We start from the raw sequence: 16,920 nt of genomic DNA, 5'->3' as shown, positions 1-16,920 counted from the left end.
GAGATTAACGTTCTTTCTGAATGGTACGGGTGAGGGTCTGTTCTTCTCGCTCCGGCATGCGGCCGCGCTCGCTATTTTCGGGTTGCCGGATAATATCCCGCTCGGTATTGGCCAGCTCATTCACAATGCGGCTGACTCCCGCACGTTCCGAAGCGACTTTGCTGGCCAATGGTTCCTTTTCTGCCCTGATATGACGGCCAATCTCATCGTGGCTAACGCTGTCCGAGCTGGCAACCTGAATGAGCACTTTTCCGTCAGGAATCGTTGGCTCATTCCGGTCGTCAACCTCAAGCATCCCGGGCGTAATACGCACCGCGTCCTCCACCGGCACAACAATACGCTCCTGAGTCTCACTCTTTTCTTTTTCCGCTTTAACGGCTTTGTTAAGCATGTCTTTTTCCGTCTGTCGTGTGGTTTCCTCCTGGTCACGGATCAGTTTGTGTTCTGATGCGGCCTCCGTAACGATACCTCCGCTGACTTTCAGCAGATGTGCTGATGGTGGCTCATCGCCGGTCTGCCAGACCACACCGTCCTTCGGGTGATGTCGTACTGCATCAAGCGCGGCCGCCAGGTCACTGGCCACAATCGTGTTGCCTGACTGGCTTCGCTGCAGTACCGCACCACGGGCACGTTCTGTCATGACCATCCGGGTCTCCCCCTGTGTCATCCGCCCTTCCGGGCTGGCAACCAGGGAAACCAGAGCCAGGCCCGCACTCCGGCCGTTGTTGTCATACACCGGCAGCGCCAGCGCCGGTTCGGGAAAGCGCCGGGTGGCCGGGATGATTTTTGCCGTCAGTGACGCGTCCTGCATGCCCTGATGGCGCACCCAGGCACGGCCCATGGCCGTTTTATTCACCGGCTGTCCCATTGCCCAGATGGCTTTCGCCTGTTTACGCTGCGTTTCTGGCGCCAGCGCATCGTGCGCCGTTTTGATATCCCGCTCCGGCGTTTTTACCGCCTTAACCCAGTCCGCCTTCCCGTCGGTATAAATCTGGACGTGCTCTTTCACGCGCGAGGCCGAGATGTAGAAGGCGCGACGGGAGGCAAGTGCCTTACGCCCGCCTTCCGTGCCCTCAAGCGCAATGACATAGTCGCTACTGGCCCCCTGAGCACCGTACCCGGTGACGGCCCAGCCGTAGTCAATATGCTGCTGCGCCCTGACCGCTTGAGGATTGATGGTAATGCGGCCGTTTTCCCCCTTCAGACGAATATTGCCCGTTTCGCTGACCGACTCGACCGTATAGCGCTGGCTGGCCATCTGTCCCTGCTCCTTGTCTGTCGCCGTGAACTTCAGCAGATCGCCGGCACGGACTTCCCTCTCGCTGCGGCGAAACAGCTGCACGTCGCCGGTGATGAGTTCCTTCGGGGAATACAGTCCAATCTTCCCCTCCTCATCGCGTACCGTGACCGTACTGCCGTTGCGGTCAACGGCCAGCACGTCCTGGTAACGATCGCCGCGTTTAACCACCATCCCGGCTTCCCAGGCATCGGTTTTATTGAACTCATGACGGGTGTGGGTGATTTTATCGAGCACCGGCACCGTAATGGCCTTCTCCCCCAGTTCTCCCCGGGCAGCCAGCACAGCATGAATGCCGGCATTTACCGCACGACGGTCGGCGTTCAGCTGGGTGATAATGAGGGTACGGGACCGCGCCTCCGGCGTCCGGTCCGTCCAGTCAGCCACGATGTCGTTAACAGGCGTCTCCGTTTCCTGAATGGCACTCCCCGGGAGCGAGGCTGAAGCGCTACGCGCCACACGGTCAGCCGGCTGGGTTTCAATCCGCTGCAGGGCCGCATCGATCCGGTTATCAATAATGTCGTGAACGGCACCGCGCAGCTGCAGGTCTTTCTGGCGGACGATTTGCTTCATGATGGCCACATCCATCGGGCTGCGCTCCTGCATCAGCTTAAACGGTGCGCCCACGTCGACCGATTCAAACTGGTCGATATCCCCCATCGAGACCGCGCGACCGCCGCCGCTGGCAATGGCCTGGAACAGTGCCGCCGTATCCTGGTTGCCTGCCATTGAGGACTCATCGATAAGAAACACCTGTCCTTTATAGTCGGGCTTACCGCCTGCGGCCGTCGCCTGGTCATGTTCAACGATAAAAGATTTGATGGTCTGCGCCCGGACACCGACGTCGCTCATCTCTTTCACCGCCTGGTGCGTCGGGGCAAGCCCCGTCATCACCGGACGAACGTCCGCCGGTATGGTCTCCAGTGCAGATATCACCGCCTTCAGCTGCGTGGTTTTCCCCACGCCGGCATAGCCCTGAATCCCGATAAACTGATCCGTGGTTCCCAGCACCAGGGTGGTCGCCTTTTTCTGGCCATCGGTGAGTCCGTTCAGCACGGCTTCCGGTACCTGTTCCAGCAACGGCTGCTGTGTGCCTTTCCCTTCCTCCACCACACGCAGAATGGCTTTCTCCATCTCCCAGGTGGACCGGGAAACCAGTACCGGCTCTCCCCCTGCGGATACGGACAACAGCTCGCCATTTTTAATCATCGCGCCAATTTCATTCCCGATAGCTTCAAGGTCGGGATGATATTTCTGCGCTTCCGTCGCCAGCTTCAGTTCGCTGAATACCACAGTGCGCTGGTCATTGATGGCACGCCAGACGGCCAGCCCGGCGTCCGTCCGGACGCTGTCATGCAGTGAATCCACCGCCTGACTGATGTCCTGGTGACCGCTCAGGTTTCTGACCAGCTGCACGGGAGAGGCACTGGTCTTCATGCGCTGCAGCCGGGCTTCAGCCCGGTCCTGTACTTCGGCTGTGAACACTTCCGCCCGGTGGCCACTCTGTGCCAGCGAATTCATGGTCTGGGTCGATATGTCGCGGCTGTTCAGTGCGGCCAGCACCACGCCGGTGTCGTTATCCCGGCCGCCCGGCGCGGTCACGTAGGCATGCGACAGGTAGAGCGGCTGGTCTTTTGGCAGCGTCAGGGTCTCTTCCCCCCGTTTCACCTCAATCCCCTTTTCACTTATCCCGGTCACCTCAAGACGGTCTTTTGCCTTCAGGCTGTGCTCACGATCCCCCGCCACGGCCAGCAGTTTTTCGCCGGTGGCCACGCTGAGGGTTTCGCGGCTGAAGAGACGCCAGTCAGCGCTGATATCGCCGATTTTCATCCGGGTCAGCACGCCGTCCCCGTCGATGAGCGAGAGGACTCGCGTGTCCTCATGCACCCGGTCAATCACATACGACTTACGCGCTTTTGCGTCCGTGCGATCTTCAAGTACCATCCCGGGACGGTATGAACCGGGCATGCGGCGCGTTTTGCTGTCGAGCCAGACCGGCTGCCGGGCCTCTATCTCCACGCCGTCGCGCCCCAGCTGTCCTGCGTTCTGCAGCGCCTCACGTACCAGGCCCGTCAGCTGTGCCTGTTCACGCCTGCCGACCACAACGGCGGTGACGTTTTCAGTTCCTCCGCTCAGCTCTGCAAACCGGTTGGCCAGCGCCTCGTAACGGTCGCGTTTGTTCGGAATACTGACCACTTCGGCCTCAAGCCCGGGCGCCGGCTCCGTGCGGCGGGAGCGGGCAACCCCCGCGGACTCCAGCACGGACATGGCGTTACCGTTCGCCTGACGTCCGGCACTGTCGAGAAAGACCAGCTGTGCATCCTGCGCGCGCGCTTCGCCCAGTAGAACCAGCGTCTCCTTTAACCCCAGACGCTCTGCCCCTTCGATAATCAGCGTGCTCTGGGGTTTCAGGTGGAAATCACCGCTCAGAACATGCTGCCGGCTGATGATCCGTTCCCGCAAATCGTCGGATTTCGCCAGCGAAATGGCGCGCTCGGCAGAGCTGGCCAGCACCTGCACGTTACGACCGTTCGCGCCGGCAATACCGGCCAGCTGCGCGGTCAGGTCACGGATACCCGCCACGCCTGACGGGGCATTCATCAGAACCAGGGCGTCTTTCTCCACCACTTCCAGCGCCGCCGGCGCGTACTGCGCCGGGCGGGTGAAACTGACGACTTTTGTGGATTTGAGATGTTCCTGACTCAGCGCCTGGATCGAGAGTTCATCAAGCAGGTGAATACGGGAGGTAAAGACCCCTTTCTCACTGTCCAACGGTACAATCATGCCGTCCTTCAGCGCCGCATCGATGGCCACACGAATTTCCTGAATCTCCGGCAGCTGTTCACTCAGCTCAGCGGTGGTCATCATCAGCTCGCCAAAGGTGAAGCGCGTTTTACTGTCGCTGAGCTGCGAGATGGCCAGCCGGACAGCCTCAGTCAGTTCCGGGCGGGGTATTTCAGTGTCCAGCTGCGCTGCAGGAACGCTCCTGGTCGCCGGCGTCTTTTCGGGGCCGGTCTGTACCGTCTGACGCAGTGTGTCAGCCGGCTGTGTTACAGCCTGACGGGACTGGCTCTCCCGTTCTGCGGGTTGAGCAGGTGTATCGACGCTCTTTTCTGCCGTGGACGACGTCTGCAGAGAAGCCAGCTCATGCCCGGCAGGAACCGGCTTAGCCTGGTGATCTCGCTCCGGCTGAGGCGCGGTCTCACGAAGACCTGCATCACGCGGCACCACGCTCTCCTGATACGCCTTCAGGTCAAATCCCTTCTCCTTCATCTGGCCCAGCCAGCGTTCCATCAGGCGCATCCTCGAAGGGTCGACTTTCGCCCTGCGGGTGTCTTTGGCGGCCACATCCCGGCTGCGCAGCGTGGCTTCAGCCCCCACGGCACCCTGAATTTCCCTGCCCCGGGAGGAATATTCGTCCCTGACGTCTTCCGGAACGCCCTTAATCTCCCACATGCCATGCTTGCCTACTTCTTCCACTTCATGGCCGAGCGCTTCAACCCGCTCACGCAGCGCGCTGCGATAAATTTTCCCGAGCGTGACCTGATGCTTCATGACGGTTTCGATAAAGCCCGCGTTATGGATATAGTCCGTGGCCAGGGCTTTCCATTTGCCCGCATACTCCGTCATGTTGGCAATCAGGAGATGGGTGTGCAGCTGCGGGTCAAGATTACGTGACGTGTCATGCGTGTAAGCAGCTGCCACCATCTTGCCGGTATGTACGATGGACGTGACGCCGTCTTTCGTGTCGCGGGCCGAGATGAGCTTCTCCACATAGCCGGCCGCCACACGGACCGCGTGGTTATGTGCTTCCACCATTTCTTTATCGTTGCCGATAAGTGCCAGAATGGACACGCTTTTGGGGGCGGAAAAGGTCAGGTCATGGCCGGGACGGTGGACGTGCTGCCCGTTAACCTCCTTGCCAAGCCGTGAGCCGTCCGGCAGACGTCCCTCGAGCACGGCCGTCAGATCATCGCCACGGACGTTGCCCTCCAGACCCAGCGCTTTTGCACCCTCTCCCATCCAGAGGCTCTGAAGGCTGCCCAGAAAATAGTAGTTATCGGAATTGCTGTAGTAGCCTGCAGCCTCGCCGGCTGACGCTACTGGGGCGACTGACATCATAATTCAGGCTCTCTGTCGTAATAGTAATGGTCGTTTTCGTCGTAACCCGGGTCGTCCGCGTGACGGTGAAGTAAAATGTTCTCTTCTTCCTGCGCCAGCTGCCGGTGAGTACCGTGGGCTTCATCCGGGGTTTTCGGTGTCACTGACTTCCCTGCCGTCGTCACACTCAGGCCGCCGTCAGGCAGTGCCGTCACTTTCATGTCGAGGTTCATGGACTCACCGCCGTTTTCTTCTGTCTGCGGATCGCTTTCCGAAGAGGCCGGCCGCTGGCGTGCCCTGTGCAGCATGCTCAGAGGTGAGGCGACAGGTGGTTCCGGTACATGATGTCGGTTTCGCAGGGCCTTGAGGGCATCGGGCATTGTTTGTACAGAGTCAGCGGTACCCGGGTGACCGGTCACTCCGTTGGAGACCGGTAATTTGCCCGGTGCTTCAGGCGGTTTTTTCATTGCGCCAACAGAACGGAGAGAAACAACGTTATCTTTTTTCTCTGCAGTGACAGGAGGTGTCACCGTGTTGTGTTTTCCGGCCCCCTCTTCCGGTACGACTGTCGCAGAACCGGAGATAACAGGCTCCATGACAGCTACCTGTTTCCGTTCAGGCACTGTGCCCTGAGGAGGCTTCGGCGCTGTCTCTGGTGTTGCTGTCTTTTTTTCGACGGGCGATGATGCCGGCGTACCGGCAGAAGCAACATGAGCCGTACCGTCAGCTGCGGCTGACATTTCGCTTCCCTTCTCCAGCACTTCTTCACCGGTCGGGAACGTCAGACCGGCAGCTGCCGCTGCGCGCTCGTTCTCCTGAATAACCCTCTCAAGCTCCGGACTGAGCGCATCGCGGATATTGCGCTCAATGAGGCCTGCCTGCCGTTTCTTCAGCGCGCGATATTTCAGCTTCAGACGGACGACCGGATACTCACCCGGGAGGCGAACATAAAAGTTGAGGTTTGGCAGACGCATGATCTGCTCGTAGTCGACAATCGGGTTATTGACCTCGTCCTTACCGAGGGACACACCGTCACGCACCTGGTCCAGACCGTAGCTGTTCTGCTCACGGATTTTGCGCTTACGCTGGTTGCCCAGCTCCTCTTCCACCACTTTGGCCATCTCGGCGCTCGGCGAACGTCCGTACATACGGGTGTTCATCAGGTCAAAGATGCTTTTGGCCAGCTCGCGGCCGTAGACGTGAACCAGCTGCGCCATGTTCTGCATGCCCAGCACGAAACAGCCACCAAATTTACGCGCCTCTGCAAGTGTCTCGGCCAGCTCGGGTATGCGCTGCAGGCTGGGTGCTTCATCGATAATGAACCATACGCGGCGGTCGCTGTTTTCCCCCATGCTCTGCAGCATCAGCGTGGCCAGCGACACCCAGAGTGAGATCAGCGGGCGTACACTTTTGCGATGCCGGGCCTGAGTGGAAATAAACAGCCAGCTGTTGTCATAGCGTTCCTGCGTCATCCACTCCCTGATAGTGAACGGCGGTTTCGTTCCGTCATCCAGCCCCTGCAGATAGCGAAGGGCTTTAGCGTAGTTGGTTACCACCGAGCGAATGGAAATGGCCGTTTTCTCGATTTTCTCCTCAACCAGGTTGGCAGAGGGCGTGTTGGCCAGATAGTCACGCAGATTTTTCATGCTGAGGGACAGCAGGGTTTTCAGGAACTTCTCAATGCTGCGTTCCGGGTCCGTCGACATACGAATTGCGAGATCGGCATAAATGGTTCGCGAGCTGGATACCCAGAACGGATCGGATTCCCCTTCCACCGGAATGAGGCTGGCGGCCAGGTTGTCGTAATCGACCGCGTCAACGCACTCACCCCACATCTGCCAGTTGGCACATCGCTCGTCGTGGGCGTTAAGGATGATATCGGTAGACGGGTTATAGTGGGTTTCTGTGAAGGTACAACCTGAGTCGTAGATGATGGCCCGGTCACCGCGTTTGCGGATGTAGTCGAGTAACCAGCGTATCAGCGTCGACTTCCCCACCCCGATAGTGCCATGCATCAGGAAATTGAGTACCTCCGCCATCCTGACCATATGCAGATCACCCACGCGCAGGTCAGAGATCTCACCGTTTTTGCGCAGTAATTTATTCACTTCCGCTGGCTTGTCGGTCAGCTGCATGCCGGAGAGATATTCGTCCTCGCTCTCCTTTCTGCCGATATTCGCGATAAACCAGGTCACGGCGATAAACACCACCATACTGAACAGCCCGCTGGCACCGGCTGCCCACTGCAGCTCACGCAGGCACTGGTCGCCCATCGCCTGCATGTACGGGTCGGTATAAATCTGCGGCAGGGTCATCTTCAGAACCATTGCCGTCGCGGTAGGCGCATACCAGTAGTGAACGTCGTAGATTTTTGGCGTTCCCGATGCTGGCATCAGGTCGATAAAGCTGCTGTTGATACTGGCGAACCACCACAGGGAACCGTTATCCAGGGCTTCCTGAGGGATTCGCCAGAGAAAGATGGCGGTAGTCAGTACGGCGAACAGGATGAAGATCCAGAATCCTATCCAGTTGTTCACCTGAATGAACATGCGCCAGCGGTAGGCGGTCATCTGCCCGCCCTGGGTGAGGTTTTTTCCTGCGAAGCTCATAGAGTGTTGTCCGGCCGTTATCGCATCACCTGCGTGGTGATGTTCGTTATCAGAGAAGAAGCGTTGAAAAGGGTGATGAAAAAATGTGGTACCGCGTGGGGATTAATCGTCAGGTTATTACATCTGACTCAGTTCATACCTGGCCTGCTGACATCCGTCCTCCCAGTCCTGTTTATTAATGCATGCAGCCACAGAACGGACTGAAGAGGCCACATCCCTATAAACCGCTGAATGCCACTCCCGGGACTCCAGACCATAAAGGGTAAATTCATAGCCAGCCCAGAAAGCAACAATGGTCATTCCCTGCCCCTCAGGAAGTGAACCAAATACATTCATCCAGGCCCTTGCTGCCATCAGCTCACTTTCCAGATGGATAAGTGACCAGAATTCAGCTGAGTAATCTGCACGTTCATTTATCTGATGCATCATGATGGACGAACTCCTTTGAAATTAAGGACGCAACGCTCGCCGCAGACAGGGCTGCGCCTGGCGCAGTCATGCGAGGAAGCGTAATTACTGGTAACTGACAGAAAGCACTGACGCACCCTGCCCGAAGTGAACTCGGTCTGGTGTCAGTTGGAAAGGAGAGGTAATAATTACCGCACTGAGATGTGGGATATCTTTTCAGTGCGGTTTTAATGATAACGAGCTATTAGCTCACTATTGTTGCAGGCGGCTCAACCACCAACAGTAAACCCTTTCGCCTGCATGCAGTTGCGCCATGTTGAACCCGGCTTACCGTTATCAAGAGACGTGGACTCAACGTAAGGGAATCCCTTGATAAGATGGGTTTCCTGAGAAGAATCACCAACCCGAACAATGGTGGCTTCATCTTTCATGATTGACGTTAACTTCGTTGTACCCGCTTTATTTTTTGAAGCGGTGAGCACCTGATCAGAGCACTGGCGTGCAGCTGTCATTTCTGGTTCTTCCGGGGTAGATTTTGGGGTGGAACATCCTGTGAGTACAGCCACGACCAGTGATAAACACACAATTCCTGCTTTTTTCATGCTGATTCCTTATTTTGGTAAACGGGCGGCCTTTGACCGCCAATGCAGTTACATAATGCCGGCGATGGATTTGGCCAGCTGCGCTTCGAGAACAGGTTTCGCCTCTTCAAACTTGAGGTTCACCTTGTTGGCGTTGGATACCACGCGGGTCTGGTATTTAGCGCGGTTGCCTTGCTCGCTGCTGGTTTGCAGCTTAACGCCTGACGTTCCCTGCTTCAGGGCGGCAATATTGTCTGTCGTGACGGTCGCCTTGCTGCGCTCGGAAATTTGCAGATCGGTCACCATCGTGTAGTTCACGTCTTCAACCATTGCATCTGCAGCCATACCAATCAGGCCACTGGCCAGCCCTACACCCAGCGTTGCGCCAGCTGAAGACGAGTTATACGCCGTAATACCCGCGCCCAGTGCCGCTCCCATTGCCGCACCTTCGTACCCGGTCTTGAGGAAGCCCTGCGCATCACGCAGATCCATTTTTTCGGCTTTCAGCACGTTTGCCTGAATCCAGTAGTAGGCGGCGTCCGGAGAACTGGTGACGCGGTAGCCTTTGGCGGCCAGTTCATTTGTAATTTGTGCCTGCAGACCAGACATGTCCTTGTCAGAGGTATTACGGATCTGAAGATAAACCGTTTTCTCTGATGATGGCTCCAGCCAGATGGTTTCACTCATCTGGGTTTTGACATCCAGATTACGTTTCTTCACCGCTGTGGACATGGCGCCACAACCAGACAGAGCGATAGTAGAAGCGATCAGACCAACAACGGCTAATTGTTTTAATTTCATGAATTCTTCCTGTGCATAGAAAAACGTCCCCGTTAGCGAGACAGAACTAACAGTTTTGTTATCGGCAGATGGGGGAGAAGTTTTAATAAGAAATAACTAAGGTGGTAACTAATGATTATAAAAAAGCCACTATCCTTTAGTGGCTTTTTTGGATTTTCACGCAGGTTTCAGATTTTTTTTACCAGTTTGTTAAGTTTATCCAAGACAGCAGAGAAACCATATCTAGCAACCTCGGCATTAATAACCATCTGAGTAATGAACAATGACATCAATAACATTGCTGGGGCAGCGCATAAGAAAACAGTACTTACCATAACCCCTAACAATGAGAAGAGCCAATTGAGCACTATCATAAACACGACTGTCTTCTTACAAGTTCTTCGTAGGCTTGAGATAATAATTGATCCATCTCGTACTTTTTTCGGTACTGTAAGATACGCCAGTGCTGGACCGTATAAGGCAAAGCCTATAATCACAGAAAACAATAGCGCAAATCCATTAGTTGCTAATTCAGCACTCATCGCATCATTGAAAGTAACGACATCCCCAAAACTATTCATGTGGGGCACGTATTGGATTTTCACGATAATCAAAGCGATTAAGTATCCAACAACTATTGAAACTGGAAAGAAAAATGAAAGCTTCAAAGCGTGGATTGGTTTAACTAATTGTTGCGACGTGTCGGATAGGTTTTCTGACACCATGCGAAGGTCTTCATTGATGTTAGCTTGGGTAATCATAAGCGTTTACTCCTATTAACCTGTTCTCCGTCTCAATTCAGCCAATTTTGAATTCATTTCACTTTCGCTGGGTTCTTGAGTAATCAGATGTTGTTTTCCCTTTTCAGTCTCATGCTCTTTAACGAACTTGCTCTGAGCTGAATAATTTTCTCCTTTTAGAATATCACTGGATGCCTGAACAGTGGATTGTTTTTTATCGATTTCGCCAGAAGATTCGTTGATTTTATGCTCATTTTCAGATCTTTGTTCCGCTACACGACGCTGGATATCATTTTGCGGACCAAAACCCTGACCTGACTGTTCATGCAGTTTTGCCTGGTTTTCTTTGAAAGACTCCTGCATCGCATTACCCTGAACCCGCTGCTCCTCAACATTCATTGTTGCATGGCTATGGCTCATTTCGTTCCCGTGGCCTGCTGCTCCCCATTGCTCTCGTATGGTCCCGGATTGGCGTAATTCCTGCTGCATCCCAGCGCTGGAATCAGAGCGTTGCCTTTCAGCCGAATGTCTTCCGGTATCATGATCACTGGATTTAATGGAGAGGCTATCCTGTTCGCTTCTGTGAGTGCCTGACTGGGTTTGGGAGCTTTGTTCCTGTATGCCGTAGTCAGAACGTACTTCGTTATGGCTGATTTCCCGTTGACCAGCTAAGTTCTCACTGTCCGTTTGATTTTGCGCTAACAATGATGACTCATGGCTACCCGAAGCAGAACCGCCTGTTCTTACAGACACGCTTCCCCCCCCAGATGAAACCTGACCACCGTAAGTGCCCGCATATTCCGTCACCTGAGACGCTCCGTCTGTATGGTGGTTCCCCGTGTCGTTCGAATTATAAGAGCCACTCTCGACAGGGCTGTAACGTATACCTCCATCATTACCTGCCGGGCCTGCTCCTTGCTGACGGCTATGGGCCGGCTGAACAATATGCTCACCGCTGAATGCCGCATGCTCATTACCGCTTCTAAGGTCCGCTCTCCCCTGCTGATAATCCCCCATGATTTCAGGTTTGAGACGCTCATTCACGAACTCCATCGCCGCCTCGCGCGCTGAAGGGGCGCTTGTCAGCATGGATTGTGCCTTATCACCGTATTTATTCGCAGCCCAGTCCACAAACTCTTGGGTATAGTTCGTGTCAAGGCTGGCACTCTGGTTCTGGGCCAGTGTGGCCATACGGCTGAACTCATTACTCTGGGTCGAACTGGTAGTGTACTGATGGTACTGGCTCTGGGCATCGTTGAGCGTTGCCGCCAGCTGCTGAACATTGCTGCTTGCCGCGTTCTCGGTATGGTTAGATCCATCACTCACGCGACTGCTGGTAACCATGTCCATTCCCTGACGGAAGTCATTAACCGCCTGGCTGTTTTTATCGTGCCTTGCATCTATAGTGCTAGAGCCAGTTTGTTGAGTTCCATGGCTCTCGTTCATGTTACCCTTCCATTCAGCTCCTGCGTGAATATCACCACTAATTCCCGTAGCCCACTGACCCGCTTTACCCCACAATGATTTACTTGTATCTAACTTAACGCCAGCACCAACATTTGCGCTGACATCTTGCGATTTTGCCATCAGCTGATTATAGGCTTCCTGCGTCGAGATATTGTTCGCTTTCGCATAGCTTTCAGCGGCCGACATCATCATGCTGCCGCCGCGCGTTGCGTTAGTGACCTGGCTGTTTTCACTGCCTCTGGTCAGGCTGTCGCTGGTACCGGTCTGGTGAGACAGCTGTGAGAGCTGCGACCAGCCACTGGTGACGCTGTGGTTGTAGCCATCGAGCGCCGTCTGCGCCTGAACCTGCGACTGGCGGGCTGACTCCTGGAAACCACTGCTGGCCAGCTGGCTGAGCTTCATGTTCACCGGCAGATTCGACATTGCACCCGAGCCGTCGATAACCGTATGGCCACCGGCCGTCTGCGTCTGCGTGGAGCCGTTATCTGCCTGCCACGTCTGCTGACCCTGACGCTGCATCAGGTTGGTATCCATCTTGTTCTGGCTGACATTGTCCATCGACATGTTGTTAAACGACCAGTTTCCGTCTGCTGTGGTCGCAGCCACACCTGCTGACGTGAAGGCGCCCGAGCTGAGTACACTCCCCGCCACCTGAGAGCCCATCGCCGCAGCACCTTTGGTCAGATAAAACGACAGCACCGGAATGGAAAGAGACAGATAACCTGCCAGATTCGCCACGTCCGAATGCTGCAGTGCCACCACATCCTTGTTGGCCAGAACCAGGGGCGTGCCCCCGGACTGACTCTGCAGCCAGTAGTTGGCGGCATAGTTAAGAATGGCGAACATAACCGGCCACATCTGGAAGTAGATAAACCCGGAAACGTATATTTTCAGTGTGTTCAGACCAAACAAAGTGTGATTTGATGCGGCCAGCGCAATCATCAGCGGGAACAGGCATACCAGGATAAGCATCAGCAGAGACTGTGCAAATGGCAGCGTTCGGGTCGCCAGCTCGTTGCCTGCGGCCCAGGCGAGACGCTGTTTGGTGGCAGCGTTCTCGGTGGCCAGATTAAGCAGGTTAGCCGTGTCGGAAGAGCGAGCGGCAAAACCCTTGATCCCCTGCCGTACTGCACTGTTCGTGATGTTATTCTTCATGATCTGCGCAGCAGTCATACCACCGGCATAGAAGTACCCGTAACTTTCTCCCATAGCATTGGCCAGAAGCGCCGCGCCATTCAGTTTGTTGCCGAATACCTTTCTCGTCAGCCAGGTGAACGTCGCACTGCCCGGGTTGACGTCGGTATTGGCCAGCTTCTGTATCTCCGTTGCGGCCTGCTGACAGGTCAGGAACTGACGTGAGGTGGAGGTCATCTTAAAGATGCCCCGCAGCGGGCTTGGGTTACTGGTTATCAGCGTCAGCGGGTCAGTAGAATTGAGCAGCTGATTGATAGTGTATTTACCATTCAGAAGAATGTCGCCGATCACACAGTTTTCCACGTAATCCGGCAGCATCTGAGCCAGCTCCGGGTTTTGCGTAGAGAAGTCACTGGTTTCTGCCACAATCTGCGAGCCAAACAGCATCCCGGTTTTGCTGTAGGTCACCGAGTCGGGTCTGGCCATCAGCATGTCGTAAACTGACGCCATCTTGTACCCGATACTGGTCGTCAGCGACGCGATAGCCGCCAGGCCAACCGGTACGTTATCGGTTACCCAGACCGCACCGGGATCGGACAGGTCAATGACCTGCACTGATCGTTTCGGTACCAGAAGGATGGAGGTCAGGATCATGAAGACCGCCAGCCACTGGACGAAGACCATCGGGTTACGTTGTTTAATGAAAGTGAGCAATACGGCCAGCACCCCGAAGGTACCGGCAATACGCATTAAGGTGTGGAAGGTATTCTGACCGACAAGGGTGACAACGGCGTCCAGCGCCGTTTTCCACATTCCCCCGCCATAAATGGTGTATATCTCAAGCATCAGCGATCACCCCAGTGATAGTTGCTTTGGAAGGAGCCTGAAACAATGGTGGACACCTGCTGCTGCAGGTACTGCATGTTGCGGTCGATACCGTCCAGCGCGTTCTGATCAGCAGCTGACTGCAGCTTCATGTCAGCGAGAAGTCCCTGCGCATGAATGATGTTGTCACGTAGTTTGGCGGCAGCCTCTTCAGGGAAGTTCTTGCCAGCCAGCGACAGGCTTGCCTGTTTTACCAGCTCCTGGAGGTACTGGATCATCAGGTCCTGGGCAATGAAGTCAGAAACCTGCAGCAGGTAGGTGGCGCTCATCCCCATACTCTGAGCGTTAGTCAGGTACTTCAGCACCGGCACAGAGGTGGTGTTCACAAAGCCTTTTTCCTGATCGGTCAGCGCAGTATCGTCAACCAGCTTGTTCTGCATTGAGAGCATCAGGTTTTTGACCAGTGTGACCAGAGCGTTGGACTCGGAAATAGTCAGATTGGTGACAACAGGTCCCAGACACAGTGTGGATTCGTCACATCCGTAGACCTTCGCCGTACCCCCGCGCATCAGGACTTTAATCAGGTCGCGATTATCAACCAGCGGCGTCAGAATTGTCACATCGCCATTCTTGTTGAAAATAATGGAGCCGACGGTACTCATGACCAGTTCCTTCAGCGCGCGGTCGTTGCCGAGAAGACCATTCTTACTGAGAGTATCCCAGATAAGGTTTTTGTTTTTCAGCACCTGATCTTTCTCAGCGTCGCCTGCCTTAGCCGTGACTTTGTCGCCCTGTCCTCCGACAGTGCAGCCCTGCCGGGAAGCCGCCCAGTCGGAGAACATGTTGGTTTCGCCGGCAATGTCCTGGCAGATTTTCTGCTGGGAAACCTGCGTCACTGGCCACAGCCCGCCGATAATGCCCTGAGCGGCCTGGCACGAACTCATGTTCATGGAGTTAACATCACTGGCCAACTTCTGAAGGAAGTCTTTAGCCTGCTTCAGCTCCGGTACCATCGTCTGCAGTGCCAGGTCGAATGCATAGCCGGCGGCGTTACTCATGATTTGTTTCACGAATCGCTGAATTTCCTCGCCGCTGATCATACTGAACGCCCCGAGATAGGCGTCGATACCGCCGCAACCGGCGTTCAGGGATGGCAGTTGCATCGAGACCAGCTGGACATTTTTGACGGGGTTCCGGAGGTAGACAGAGCCGCCGGAGAAGTACCCGGCCGCCTGCCCCTGCCAGGCCTGCGCCTGAGTGACGTTGCCGCTGTAGCCAAGATTATTGAAGAAGCCGTTCAGGTCGCCGTTGACGTCCGCCTGAGCCGTCAACGCAGTCAGTCCTCCAACGAACACGGCACCGGCTGTTATCAAAGCCTTAATCATGCAATCTCCTCCCGGGGTTTCCTGGCCAGGGTCTGCCGGCAGACGTACAGCCCGGTGACGGTGAGTAAAAAACCGATGCTCAGCGAGATAAGCAGGAGCACCGGAAAGTCCTGCAGGCAGGTTGTCAGTTCAGGGCGATCCATGACGCTGACCACCCGGTGGGCCAGCACCCCATAGAAAGCTGCGGACACAAGCAGCGTCACGCTGAATAACAGCCACACGCGCTCGGTACGCGATAACGCATACGTGTTTGTCGTCATTTTGTAGTCCGTTTGTATTACTGAGGGGTAACCTGCGCGCTTGCCGGCATGGGCGGCAGCGTTTTCGGGTCGACGTGGTCCATGTCAGCCTGAATCAGACTGGCCATACGGCTCTCAAGAGCGGGGATGTCCATCACACCCTGGGTCAGCGGGTAGGCTTTCAGGGTGTTGACGTTGACCATAAAGGCCGTCGGTGTCGCAATCGGCAGCCCGTTTCCGAAGAAGGTCACAATCTCGTCTGCAATGGGCGATTTAAGATCGCTCTTGCGCGGGATCATCGGCGTCGGAAATGAGATATCGCCGCCGCCGTCCAGGGTGTACGGATAGACCTTAATTGCATGCTCATCGGCCCAGCCCTTCAGCAGCGGGTCAAACTTCGCGCTGTACTGGCAGTGTGCCTGCATAAAGAGCACCACGGCATAATCTTTCATATTAGCCCGACGTCCGTCCGGCAGCGCCATCAGGCTGGCTGGCGCAGGTACCGGAATGGTGGAGGCGGTGATGGCTGTAGCGTCTGCAGATGAGTTCGTTTTTGACGCTTCAAGCGCCATTAACTCCTCACGCGCACCGGCGTTCGCCAGCAGGGGCAGAGATAACAGGAGCGCAGTGAGTCCGGTTTTAATGTTCATGATCGGCTTCCTTATGCGTCTGTCCCCTTTCGTAACGGAACCAGCGATAACCGGCATAAATCACCATGCCAGCCGCACCGGCCCACATACCATTACACAGCCACAGCAGCCCCTGCTGCGTATGCTCCACGGACCAGGTCATCAGCTCGCTAAGTACGCGCGCCATCGTGCCCCAGAAAATCAGTCCTGCGAGAAGAGTTGGTTTCATTCCTGTGTCTCCTTGTTCTGCCGTACCAGAACCGAATGTCTGTCTGGTGAAATGCGACGCTGAGCGGCCCGGGACAGGCCATATAAAACAAACCACAACCCAAAGCCCAACATAGCGGCCATCATCCAGACGGAGCGCAACGTTGCATCTCCCGAACGCACCCATGAATCGCTGTCAACGGGCCCGCGCTGACATAACACTTCAGGCGGGGCTTTCGCTAAGGCAGGAGGCACAGGCTTTAATGACTCTCCGGGTTCAGGTGGCGAGAAGCGTCCTGCCATCTCATGTTCATTAACGCACCCCATCACCTTGCCGGCAGGCACCCCCTCAGTCAGGTGATGAAAAGTCGTCAGGAATTGCCGGGAAAGAGAGCCGTCTGATGCCGCCAGCATCACAAACACATACAGCACCAGTGCCGGGCCGAGGACGAAGGAATACAGGGCAGCCCGCCCTGCATCGCGGATGAGGGTAAACAGTGTTTTTGTCATAAGGATCT

At 55.6% G+C, this 16,920-nt stretch carries 12 protein-coding genes; all 12 read right to left on the bottom strand.

Going from position 1 to position 16,920, the window contains the following annotated elements:
* Positions 1–4: 4 nt before the first annotated feature.
* Positions 5–5,419 carry a conjugative transfer relaxase/helicase TraI gene (traI, locus tag E0L16_RS20485; RefSeq protein ID WP_131638087.1) on the bottom strand — a complete coding sequence of 1,805 codons (5,415 nt, stop codon included), beginning with the start codon at positions 5,417–5,419 and terminating at the stop codon, positions 5–7.
* Positions 5,416–8,007: a type IV conjugative transfer system coupling protein TraD gene (traD, locus tag E0L16_RS20480; RefSeq protein WP_131638085.1), complete on the bottom strand. Its 2,592-nt coding sequence runs from the start codon at positions 8,005–8,007 to the stop codon at positions 5,416–5,418. The genes traI and traD overlap by 4 nt, the downstream gene beginning before the upstream one ends.
* Positions 8,008–8,124: 117 nt before the next feature.
* Positions 8,125–8,436, bottom strand: a complete 312-nt coding sequence (locus E0L16_RS20475) for a hypothetical protein (RefSeq protein WP_069733725.1) — start codon at positions 8,434–8,436, stop codon at positions 8,125–8,127.
* 248 nt (positions 8,437–8,684) lie between these two features.
* Positions 8,685–9,017, bottom strand: coding sequence for a hypothetical protein (locus E0L16_RS20470; protein ID WP_131638083.1), 333 nt, complete (start codon positions 9,015–9,017; stop codon positions 8,685–8,687).
* Positions 9,018–9,065: 48 nt separating this feature from the next.
* A complete protein-coding gene (gene traT / locus E0L16_RS20465; RefSeq protein ID WP_069733724.1) occupies positions 9,066–9,797 on the bottom strand; it encodes a conjugal transfer complement resistance protein TraT in 732 nt (243 codons plus the stop codon).
* Between the two features lie 167 nt (positions 9,798–9,964).
* Positions 9,965–10,537 (bottom strand): hypothetical protein, encoded by a 573-nt coding sequence (locus E0L16_RS20460; protein WP_069733723.1) that lies wholly within the window; start codon positions 10,535–10,537, stop codon positions 9,965–9,967.
* A 15-nt stretch (positions 10,538–10,552) separates the two neighbouring features.
* Entirely contained in the window at positions 10,553–13,963 is a 3,411-nt protein-coding gene (gene traG, locus E0L16_RS20455; RefSeq protein WP_131638081.1) for a conjugal transfer mating-pair stabilization protein TraG, read from the bottom strand.
* A complete protein-coding gene (gene traH, locus E0L16_RS20450) occupies positions 13,963–15,327 on the bottom strand; it encodes a conjugal transfer pilus assembly protein TraH (protein WP_069733721.1) in 1,365 nt (454 codons plus the stop codon). Before traH ends, traG begins: the two co-directional genes overlap by 1 nt.
* Entirely contained in the window at positions 15,324–15,587 is a 264-nt protein-coding gene (locus E0L16_RS20445) for a hypothetical protein (protein ID WP_131638079.1), read from the bottom strand. The genes traH and E0L16_RS20445 overlap by 4 nt, the downstream gene beginning before the upstream one ends.
* A 17-nt stretch (positions 15,588–15,604) precedes the next feature.
* Positions 15,605–16,216: an F-type conjugal transfer protein TrbB gene (gene trbB, locus E0L16_RS20440; protein WP_069733720.1), complete on the bottom strand. Its 612-nt coding sequence runs from the start codon at positions 16,214–16,216 to the stop codon at positions 15,605–15,607.
* Positions 16,206–16,424 carry a hypothetical protein gene (locus E0L16_RS20435; protein ID WP_047959889.1) on the bottom strand — a complete coding sequence of 73 codons (219 nt, stop codon included), beginning with the start codon at positions 16,422–16,424 and terminating at the stop codon, positions 16,206–16,208. The genes trbB and E0L16_RS20435 overlap by 11 nt, the downstream gene beginning before the upstream one ends.
* Entirely contained in the window at positions 16,421–16,912 is a 492-nt protein-coding gene (locus tag E0L16_RS20430; protein ID WP_131638077.1) for a hypothetical protein, read from the bottom strand. The genes E0L16_RS20435 and E0L16_RS20430 overlap by 4 nt, the downstream gene beginning before the upstream one ends.
* Between the last annotated feature and the right edge of the window lie 8 nt (positions 16,913–16,920).

This window comes from Enterobacter quasihormaechei (assembly GCF_004331385.1).
Taxonomy (GTDB): Bacteria; Pseudomonadota; Gammaproteobacteria; order Enterobacterales; family Enterobacteriaceae; genus Enterobacter; species Enterobacter quasihormaechei.
The sequence above is the reverse complement of the archived record's forward strand: the minus strand, read 5'-3'. Positions and strand labels throughout refer to the sequence as shown.

Bases quoted from the DNA above. Each gene is read 5' to 3' on its own strand.
- trbB (WP_069733720.1), bottom strand. From the start codon at position 16,216: ATGAACATTAAAACCGGACTCACTGCGCTCCTGTTATCTCTGCCCCTG.
- traH (WP_069733721.1), bottom strand. From the start codon at position 15,327: ATGATTAAGGCTTTGATAACAGCCGGTGCCGTGTTCGTTGGAGGACTG.
- E0L16_RS20435 (WP_047959889.1), bottom strand. From the start codon at position 16,424: ATGAAACCAACTCTTCTCGCAGGACTGATTTTCTGGGGCACGATGGCG.
- E0L16_RS20470 (WP_131638083.1), bottom strand. From the start codon at position 9,017: ATGAAAAAAGCAGGAATTGTGTGTTTATCACTGGTCGTGGCTGTACTC.
- traT (WP_069733724.1), bottom strand. From the start codon at position 9,797: ATGAAATTAAAACAATTAGCCGTTGTTGGTCTGATCGCTTCTACTATC.
- traG (WP_131638081.1), bottom strand. From the start codon at position 13,963: ATGCTTGAGATATACACCATTTATGGCGGGGGAATGTGGAAAACGGCG.
- traD (WP_131638085.1), bottom strand. From the start codon at position 8,007: ATGAGCTTCGCAGGAAAAAACCTCACCCAGGGCGGGCAGATGACCGCC.
- E0L16_RS20430 (WP_131638077.1), bottom strand. From the start codon at position 16,912: ATGACAAAAACACTGTTTACCCTCATCCGCGATGCAGGGCGGGCTGCC.
- E0L16_RS20445 (WP_131638079.1), bottom strand. From the start codon at position 15,587: ATGACGACAAACACGTATGCGTTATCGCGTACCGAGCGCGTGTGGCTG.
- E0L16_RS20475 (WP_069733725.1), bottom strand. From the start codon at position 8,436: ATGATGCATCAGATAAATGAACGTGCAGATTACTCAGCTGAATTCTGG.
- traI (WP_131638087.1), bottom strand. From the start codon at position 5,419: ATGATGTCAGTCGCCCCAGTAGCGTCAGCCGGCGAGGCTGCAGGCTAC.
- E0L16_RS20460 (WP_069733723.1), bottom strand. From the start codon at position 10,537: ATGATTACCCAAGCTAACATCAATGAAGACCTTCGCATGGTGTCAGAA.